The sequence below is a fragment of the Mesorhizobium sp. M7A.F.Ca.AU.001.01.1.1 genome, assembly GCF_004022735.1.
Classification (GTDB): Bacteria; Pseudomonadota; Alphaproteobacteria; order Rhizobiales; family Rhizobiaceae; genus Mesorhizobium; species Mesorhizobium ciceri.
The window spans coordinates 1-7,865 of sequence record NZ_RZPF01000255.1 but is presented as its reverse complement, the minus strand read 5'-3'; the positions used below and the strand labels follow the sequence as shown (position 1 = coordinate 7,865).

The window sequence follows — 7,865 nt, the reverse complement described above, 5'->3', positions numbered from 1 at the left end:
GGCCCGGCATTGCGGCCGGGTGGTCCATGGCCGAGTTCGTCGCTGCTGCAGATCGGCGGCCGCAGCATCGTCGTCGACTGCGGCCTTGGCGTGACGCGTGGTCTGGTCGATGCCGGCATCAGCCTGAAGTCGCTCGACCTGATCTTCATCACGCATCTGCACTCCGACCATGTGCTTGAACTGGGGCCGCTGATCCACACCGCCTGGACGGCGGGCCTCGCGACGCCCGTCGGCGTGTTCGGTCCGCCCGGCACCGGTCATTACTGGCGGCGCTTTTGCCAGGCGATGGAGTTCGACATCGAGATCCGCATCGTTGACGAAGGCCGGCCGGATATTCGCGATCTGGTGTCGATCAGCGAATTCGGCGAAGGCCAGGTGGTCGCGCAGGGCGGCTTGACGGTTTCGGCGCTGCGCGTCGAGCATCCGCCGGTGACCGATTGTTTTGCGCTTCGCTTCGAGCATGGCGCCAAAAGCGTGGTGTTCTCCGGCGACACGGCCTTTTATCCGCCGCTCGCCGATTTTGCCCGAGGCGCCGACATCCTCGTCCACGAAGCCATGCTGGAAGAAGGCATCGAGCGACTGGTGGCCAGGACCGGCAATGGTGCGCGGCTCAGAGAGCATCTGCTCGCCAGCCACAGCTTTGCCGAAGAGGCCGGCAGCATCGCAAGCGATGCCGGCGTGAAGAGATTGGTGCTCAACCACCTCATTCCGGCCGACGATTCTTTGATAGGCGAGGCCGACTGGACTGCCGCCGTCAGGAAAACTTGGAACGGCGACTTGACGATCGCCCGCGACGGTCTTGTTGTGGGCTTAAGCAGCGCCAAAGCTGCAGCAGGAGAGGAAACCGCATGAAGCTTGCCACATTGAAGGACGGGACGCGCGACGGGAAACTCGTCGTCGTCTCGCGCGACCTGACACGCTTCACCGACGCCTCGTTCCTGGTTCGCACGCTGCAGGCGGCGCTCGACGACTGGCGGCGCATCGCCCCGCATCTCGCGACAATAGCGGAATCGCTTGAGAACAATGCGATGCCGGCGGAGCGCTTCCACGAACATGACGCCCATTCGCCGCTGCCGCGTGCCTATCAATGGGCCGATGGCTCGGCTTACGTGAACCATGTCGAGCTGGTGCGCAAAGCGCGCGGCGCCGAGATGCCGGCGAGCTTCTGGACCGACCCGCTGATCTACCAGGGCGGCTCGGATTCTTTCATTCCGCCACGTGATCCGATCCGCACGGCTGACGAAGCCTTCGGCATCGACATGGAGGGCGAGGTCGCTGTCATCGTCGACGACGTGCCGATGGGTGCAAGCCTCGAAGAAGCAAAGGCAGCGATCCGACTGGTCATGCTGGTCAACGACGTTACGTTGCGCGCGCTCACCGGACCGGAACTGGCCAAAGGTTTCGGTTTTTTCCAATCAAAGCCGTCCTCGGCGTTTTCGCCGGTCGCTGTGACGCCGGACGAACTGGGTGATGCCTGGGACGGCGGCAAGGTCAGCCTGCCGCTGCTTGCCGATCTCAACGGCAAGCCGTTCGGCCGCGCCAATGCCGGTATCGACATGACCTTCGACTTTCCGGCGCTGATCGTTCATGCAGCAAGGACACGGCCATTGGCCGCCGGCACGATCATCGGTTCCGGCACCGTCTCCAACAAGCTCGACGGCGGGCCGGGCAAGCCTGTCTCGGCCGGCGGCGCCGGCTATTCCTGCATCGCCGAACTGCGCATGATCGAGACCATTGTGTCAGGCGAACCCAAAACGCCATTCCTGCGCTTCGGCGACACGGTGCGCATCGAGATGAAGGACAAGGCTGGGCATTCGATCTTCGGTGCCATCGAACAGAAGGTCGAGAAATACGAGAGGTAAGGGCATGACGGGGGTCTATCTGCTGGCCGGTGTCTGGGCACTCGCCATACTGGCGGTCTTCATCCAGGCGATCCGGCTGAGCTATCGCATAGAGGCGCGCTCGCCTGACCTGACCAACCGCAGCGGCTTTCCGCGCAAGGCGATGATGTTCCACACCATCACCAACATGGACGTCGCGCGGGACGCGGAAACGCAGAGCATGCGTCGGCGTATGAACTGGTTGCTGCTGATCGTTCTTGCTGGATTTGTCGTTATGTGGGCGGGCTTGTATCTGTCGCGGTCAACCGGATGACGTGATGAGCCTGCCCGACTACCCGCGCAGCATGGCCGGCAACAATCTCTGGTCGAACGACCGACTCTACCGCGCGGTATTGTCTCTTCAGCCCGGCGAAAGAGGTCAAGCGGCTGGGCTTGGGCGATCAGGCCAATACGACGTCATAGGCTGAAAATTGCCGATCCGCGGAGATCAACGTCAGGCCTTCAATTTGGGTCTGCGCAATAAGCAGGCGGTCGAAGGGATCGCGGTGGTGAAGCGGCAGATGTTCAAGTCTCGCCGCGTGTAGTTCGTTTACGCCGAGAATCGGAATCCCGTTCGATCGCAGGAGGTCCACGATGTCGCCTGTGAGCGTCACTTTGCCGAGCGATTTCTTGATGGCGATCTCGGCCACCGAGACGGCGCTGACGATCACATCCTTGCCTGTGAGAAAGATATCGCGCCGAAAGACGTGAATCGGCGTTGAGTACCCAAAGCAGAATATGGGTATCGACCAGATATCTGCGGCTCATTTAATATACTCGTCCCATTCGGGACCGAGTTCATCAAAATCATCCGATATCCAAATCTGGCCTTTCAGGGCGCCAAGCAAGCCTTTGCTCCCACCAGCCCGAACGGGAGCGCTCAAGGTTGCGACAACCTCTCCATGTCTGGTCAGATGGATCTCTTCGCCAGCCTGGGCACGTTTCACCAATTCGGAAAGCTGAGCCTTCGCTTTTGCCATGGGGATATTCATAGACGACCTCTTATGACCAGAATTTAGGTCATAATTGGCCGGGCCGCAAGTGAGTTCGATGGCTATTCCGCCGCCTGAACCTTGATCACGCCACGCTTGATCTGGTCCTGCTCGATCGATTCGAACAGCGCGCGGAAATTGCCTTCGCCAAAACCTTCGTCGCCCTTCCTCTGGATGAACTCGAAGAAGATCGGCCCGATCACGGTTTTCGAGAATATCTGCAGCAGGATCTTGGTCGTGCCGCCGTCGACGACGCCTTCGCCATCGATCAGGATGCCGTGCTTCTTCATCCGCTCGATCGGTTCGTCATGGCCGTTCACGCGGTCATACGACATGTCGTAGTAGGTTTCAGGCGGGCCGGGCATGAACTTCAGCCCGTTCTCGGCCAGTCTGTCGGTGGCCTCGTAGATTTCGTCGGTGCCGACGGCGATGTGCTGGATGCCTTCGCCATTGTACTTCTTCAGGTACTCGGCGATCTGGCTGGTCTCGTCCTTGGACTCGTTGAGCGGAATGCGGATCTTGCCGCAGGGCGAGGTGATGGCGCGGCTGACCAAGCCGGTGATCTTGCCGTCGATGTCGAAGAAATGGATCTGCTTGAAGCCGAACAGGTTGCGGTAGAAATCCCACCATTTGTCCATCTGGCCGCGATAGACATTGTGGGTCAGGTGATCGAGATAGTAGAAGCCGACGCCTTCCGGCCGCGGGTCGCGCGCACCCAGCCACTCGAACTCGGCATCATAGGCCGAACCCTTCTTGCCGTAGGTCTCGATGAAATAGAGCAGCGAGCCGCCAATGCCCACGATCGCCGGCACGTCCAGCGCCTTGTCGGCGCCTTCGTAAGGTGTGGCACCCTTGGCGACCGCATGGTGGAAGGCGTGTTTGGCATCGACCACCCGCCATGCCATCGAAGCCGCGCAGGGGCCGTGCCTGTCGACGAATTTCATCGCATGCGAGCCGGGCTCGGCGTTGACGACATAGTTGATGTCGCCCTGCCGCCAGATGGTGAGGTCTTTCGTGCGGTGCTTGGCCACCGCGATATAGCCCATGCGGGTGAACAGCTCAGCCAGCTTTTGCGGCTCCGGATGCGCGAATTCGACGAACTCGAACCCATCGGTGCCGGCCGGGTTGTCCTTGCTGATCCTGGCGGGCGGGGCGTCGTGCGGGAAGGGACCCATAATATTCCTCCGAAAGCTGGCCTGGCCTGAAAAGGCGATTTGACACGATGATAACGCGGAGGAGGCGCACGGTGCTTGCATTCAAACGCTTGAAATGATGATGTCATGCGTGAAGCGTGCATGATGTAAGGGAAAGCCATGGATGAGGCGCGCATTGACCAGTTCGACCGCAAGATAATGGCACTGTTGCAGGGTGATGCGCGGCTGACCAACAACGATCTTTCGGAGCGGGTGAACCTGTCGGCGTCGCAATGCTCGCGCCGCCGTCAGCGGCTGGAGGAGGACGGCTTCATCAGGGGCTATCGCGCCGTTCTCGACCGCGACAAGCTCGGTTTTTCCCTGGTCAACGTCATTTCGGTCACGCTCGCCACCCACAATCGCGACAATGCAAGGCGCTTCGGCGAACTGGTGGCGCGGCTGCCCGAAGTGCAGGAAGCGCACGCGCTGACCGGCGAGATGGACTACATCCTGAAAGTGGTGACGCCGGATCTCAAATCATTGTCGGAATTCGTCAACGGCGTGCTACTGCCGCACGAATCCGTGCAGCATGTGAAAACGGCGATCGTGCTGGAGACGCTGAAGGAAACCGGCGCGCTGCCGATTTAATCTGAGCGGATATCATTGATACGTCGGCAGGCCAGAGGGGGTGTGAAGGATCGCCAGCCTAATGACGGAAGGGCCGTTCAACCCTTCGACTGCTGGATCAGTCCATAGAGATTGGTGCAGCGGGCGCCGGAACGGCAATAGGCGAAGACCGGGCCGTCGAGTTCCTCGAGCGCTTCGGCCTGATCCTCGACATTCTCGGCCGTGATCTGGCCGCTGATCACCGGAATGTAGCGGAAGGCGAGGCCTGCGGCTTCGACCGCTGCCCCGACGGTGTCGGCAGAAGGCTGGCCCGGCTGTTCGTCATCGGGCCGGTTGCAGATCACACTCTTGAAGCCAGCTTCCCTGATGGCGGCGACGTCTTCGGGCTGGATCTGGCCCGAGACCGAATAGTCCTCGCTGATTTCGCGGTATTCCATGGCAGCATCCTCGCAAACTGGTCAGGTGGCAGTCTTGCCACTCCCCGACATGGGCGGCAATCCGTGCCGAAGGATTTCTCTGCCAAATAGCCATTGCGTGCCAGAAAATCCAACCGGGCCGATGCGGCCCGGCTGGACAATCCTTCAAACTCAGCTGCCGAGAATAGCGCCTTTGATCTGACGGATGTTGTTGTGCATCATGTCGATATAGGTCGCGGCCGGGCCGTCGGGCTGCGACAGCGCGTCCGAATAGAGCGTGCCGCCGACTTTGATGCCGGTTTCGCTGGCGATTTGCTCGATCAGGCGCGGGTTGGTGATGTTCTCGACGAAGATCGCAGCCGCCTTGTCCTGCTTCACCTGATTGACCAGCTTGGCAACGTCTGCGGCGGATGGTTCGGAGTCGGTCGAGACCCCTTGCGGGGCGAGGAAGGTCAGGCCGTATGCATGTTCGAAATAGCCGAAGGCGTCGTGCGAGGTGATGACGACGCGCTTGCTCTCTGGGATCGAGGCAATTGCCGCTTTCACTTCACCTTCGACCGCATCAAGCTTCTTGGTGTAGGCGGCGGCATTGGTCTGATAGCTGACGCAGCCTTCCGAATCGGCCGCGCAGAAAGCCTCGGCGATGTTCTTCACATAGATCCTGGCGTTGGCAATCGACTGGAATGCGTGGGGATCGGTGACCGTCTTGCCGCCGCCGGTGCCGGCACCTTCGGCCGCGTCGGCATCGGCGAATTCAGGCTTGAAATCGATCGGCGTCACGCCCTTGGTCAAGGTGATGATCGAGGCCTTGGTGGCACTGGCATCGACCAGCCGCTGCAGAAAACCTTCGAAATGCAGGCCGTTGACCAGCACGATGTCGGCCTTGGCCATGGCCACCGCATCGGCCGGGCTCGGCTCGTAGACATGGGCATCGCCATCCGGCCCGACGATGGTGGTGACATCGATGCGGTCGCCGCCGACATTTTTGGCGAAATCGGCAATGACGGTGAAGCTGGCGACCACTTTCAGCGGGGCCGCGAAGGCCGACGATGCGCCAAAGGCGGTTAATGTTATAACGCTCATCGCCAGGGCGGCATGGATGGATTTCAGCATAGAGGGGTCTCCTTCTAGGGGCGGGGATCAGGCCGTTCTGTGACGGTGATGGATGATGCGCGCGCGCAGGATGCCGCGCGTGCCAAACAGGATCGAGGCGAAATAGACGACGCCGGCCGACAGGATGATGGCCGGGCCGGATGGCAGCGAGGCGTGATAGGACAAAAGCAGCCCGGCGACGCAGGATGCGAAGCCGATCAGTACGGCCAGCACGCACATCGGCTCGACGCGAACCGTCCAGAAGCGGGCGGCCGCGGCCGGCAGCATCATCAGCCCAACCGATAGAAGCGTGCCGAGCGCCTGGAAGCCGCCGACGAGGTTGAGTACGACAAGGCCGAGGAAGATGAAATGCACCGGGCTGCCGAGCCGGCTGACCGAGCGCAGGAACAGCGGGTCGAGGCATTCGGCGACCAGCGCCCGCCAGAAGATGGCGAGGCTGACCAGCGTCACCGCGACGATGCCGCCGATCAGCGTCAGGGCCTCGTCATTGAGCGCCAGCACGGTGCCGAACAGCACATGCATGAGATCGACGCTGGAACCGCGGATCGACACCATCAGCACGCCGATGGCGAGCGAAATCAGGTAGAAAGCCGCCATCGAGGCGTCTTCGCGCTGGATGGTGAAACGCGAGACGGCGCCGGCGCCGAGCGCGACGATGACGCCGGCGATCAGGCCGCCGATGGTCATCGGCAGGATTTCCAGCCCATAGAACAGGAAGCCGGCGGCTGCACCGGGCAGGATTGCGTGCGCCATGGCGTCGCCCGACAGGCTCATGCGCCGCAGCATAAGGAAGACGCCGATCGGGCAGGCGCCGAGCGACAGCATCAGCGAGCCGATCAACGCCCGCTGCATGAAGGCGAAATCGGCGAAGGGCGCGATGACTAGGCCGTAAAGCATGTCCATCAAGCAGCCCTCGGTCCGACGCCATGTTGGTGATCGTGATCGTGGCCATGGTGATCGTGACCATGAGCGTCCTCGCCCGGCTCGCACCAGGGTGCATTTTCTTCCCAGGCCTCGTGAAAACGGCGGGCGCGCAACAGATTTTCAGGCTTCAGCGTTTCCCGGGTTTCGCCCCAGGCGATCGGCTGGCGGGCCAGAAGCAGCGTTTCGGGGAAATTCTGCCGCACCAGATCCAGATCGTGGACGACGACCATGATGGTGCGTTCCTCGCCATGCCAGTGCTTGATCAGCGCAATGAGGTCGCCGACCGTCTTGGCGTCGACGGCGTTGAAGGGTTCGTCGAGCAGGATGAGGTCGGCGTCCTGCAGCAGGACACGGGCAAACAGCGTGCGCTGCAGTTGGCCGCCCGACAGCGTGTCGATCGGCCGCTTTTCAAAACCGCCGAGGCCCACCGCCATCAGCGCCTTGCTGACGTCATCGCGATCTTCCCTAGTGTAGCGGCCAAGCAGGCCGCGCCGTGGCCACAGGCCGAGCGAAACCAGATCCACCACCCGCGCCGGAAAGGACCGGTCGAGCTCCGATTGCTGCGGCAGATAGGCGGCACGTACACCGGGTGCGCGGACAACCTCGCCGGCCATCGGCTTCAGGACGCCGACAATACCTTTCATCAGCGTCGATTTGCCGGAGCCGTTGGCGCCGACCACAGCGGTCAGCGAGCCCTTGCGGATGGTGCCGTCGAGATGATGGATCGCCGGATGGCTGCCGTAGCCAAGCGTCAGGTCGCGGAATGTCAGGCAGGTATTT

At 61.7% G+C, this 7,865-nt stretch carries 11 protein-coding genes and 1 pseudogene; 5 read left to right on the top strand and 7 right to left on the bottom strand.

The genetic code is table 11. From position 1 onward, the window contains the following. The 4 genes and pseudogenes from EN884_RS17145 to EN884_RS39565 all read left to right on the top strand — a co-directional run. The coding region (locus EN884_RS17145; RefSeq protein WP_128360645.1) for an MBL fold metallo-hydrolase at positions 1-852 on the top strand (852 nt) is incomplete at its 5' end. Continuing rightward, entirely contained in the window at positions 849-1,862 is a 1,014-nt protein-coding gene (locus EN884_RS17140; protein ID WP_063167737.1) for a fumarylacetoacetate hydrolase family protein, read from the top strand. The genes EN884_RS17145 and EN884_RS17140, both read left to right, overlap by 4 nt. Positions 1,863-1,866: 4 nt before the next feature. Next, a complete protein-coding gene (locus tag EN884_RS17135) occupies positions 1,867-2,154 on the top strand; it encodes a hypothetical protein (protein ID WP_063167738.1) in 288 nt (95 codons plus the stop codon). A gap of 4 nt (positions 2,155-2,158) precedes the next feature. Continuing rightward, a pseudogene (locus EN884_RS39565) lies at positions 2,159-2,254 on the top strand (damage-inducible protein DinB); the annotation flags it as partial. A gap of 27 nt (positions 2,255-2,281) precedes the next feature. Here EN884_RS39565 and EN884_RS17125 read toward each other — a convergent pair. The 3 genes from EN884_RS17125 to hppD form a co-directional block, all read right to left on the bottom strand. Beyond that, positions 2,282-2,551 carry a type II toxin-antitoxin system VapC family toxin gene (locus tag EN884_RS17125; protein ID WP_244514291.1) on the bottom strand — a complete coding sequence of 90 codons (270 nt, stop codon included), beginning with the start codon at positions 2,549-2,551 and terminating at the stop codon, positions 2,282-2,284. 93 nt (positions 2,552-2,644) lie between these two features. Then, positions 2,645-2,872 (bottom strand): type II toxin-antitoxin system prevent-host-death family antitoxin, encoded by a 228-nt coding sequence (locus EN884_RS17120; protein ID WP_013532313.1) that lies wholly within the window; start codon positions 2,870-2,872, stop codon positions 2,645-2,647. A 62-nt stretch (positions 2,873-2,934) separates the two neighbouring features. After that, positions 2,935-4,047, bottom strand: a complete 1,113-nt coding sequence (gene hppD / locus EN884_RS17115) for a 4-hydroxyphenylpyruvate dioxygenase (protein WP_063167739.1) — start codon at positions 4,045-4,047, stop codon at positions 2,935-2,937. 138 nt (positions 4,048-4,185) lie between these two features. Between hppD and EN884_RS17110 the strand changes: the two genes are divergently transcribed. Beyond that, positions 4,186-4,653, top strand: a complete 468-nt coding sequence (locus EN884_RS17110) for an Lrp/AsnC family transcriptional regulator (RefSeq protein ID WP_013532311.1) — start codon at positions 4,186-4,188, stop codon at positions 4,651-4,653. Positions 4,654-4,730: 77 nt separating this feature from the next. Here EN884_RS17110 and EN884_RS17105 read toward each other — a convergent pair whose 3' ends face one another. From EN884_RS17105 to aztA, 4 genes are all read right to left on the bottom strand, one after another. After that, complete coding sequence (locus EN884_RS17105; RefSeq protein WP_063167740.1) at positions 4,731-5,069, bottom strand: TIGR01244 family sulfur transferase; 339 nt, start codon at positions 5,067-5,069, stop codon at positions 4,731-4,733. 150 nt (positions 5,070-5,219) lie between these two features. Beyond that, the gene (gene aztC, locus EN884_RS17100; protein ID WP_013532309.1) at positions 5,220-6,161 is read right to left on the bottom strand and encodes a zinc ABC transporter substrate-binding protein AztC; all 942 of its coding nucleotides are present in this window, start codon (positions 6,159-6,161) and stop codon (positions 5,220-5,222) included. A 27-nt stretch (positions 6,162-6,188) separates the two neighbouring features. Further along, positions 6,189-7,064 carry a zinc ABC transporter permease AztB gene (gene aztB / locus EN884_RS17095; protein ID WP_013532308.1) on the bottom strand — a complete coding sequence of 292 codons (876 nt, stop codon included), beginning with the start codon at positions 7,062-7,064 and terminating at the stop codon, positions 6,189-6,191. Further along, positions 7,064-7,865, bottom strand: an 802-nt coding sequence (gene aztA, locus EN884_RS17090; protein WP_164895029.1) for a zinc ABC transporter ATP-binding protein AztA, incomplete at its 5' end; no start/stop codon positions are given. The genes aztA and aztB, both read right to left, overlap by 1 nt.